This is a genomic window from Olavius algarvensis spirochete endosymbiont, from assembly GCA_900608495.1.
Classification (GTDB): domain Bacteria; phylum Spirochaetota; class Spirochaetia; order DSM-2461; family DSM-2461; genus UBA2779.
On record UWYT01000324.1, the window covers coordinates 1 to 308 of the forward strand.

At 58.8% G+C, this 308-nt stretch carries 1 protein-coding gene; it reads right to left on the reverse strand.

The window, feature by feature from the left end; genetic code table 11:
• Positions 1-97: 97 nt before the first annotated feature.
• Positions 98-308, reverse strand: a 211-nt coding sequence (locus S1OALGB6SA_RS11040) for a hypothetical protein (RefSeq protein ID WP_442789595.1), incomplete at its 5' end; no start/stop codon positions are given.

A 308-nucleotide genomic window follows, 5' to 3' on the forward strand; every position in this document is an offset into this window, starting at 1 on the left:
TCAATCCACGCACCCGCGAGGGGTGCGACTTCCAAATGCAATTATTTCCGTAATCTGCTATATGTTTCAATCCACGCACCCGCGAGGGGTGCGACGATCAGGGGGACATTGGATTCTCCCAGGACGCGCGTTTCAATCCACGCACCCGCGAGGGGTGCGACTTGGGCGTCCAGGATATCGTACCCCCGGCCGCCAGTTTCAATCCACGCACCCGCGAGGGGTGCGACATGCTGGCTGGAATATTGGGGCAGCTGGTCTGTGTTTCAATCCACGCACCCGCGAGGGGTGCGACTCGTTGAAAATATCTC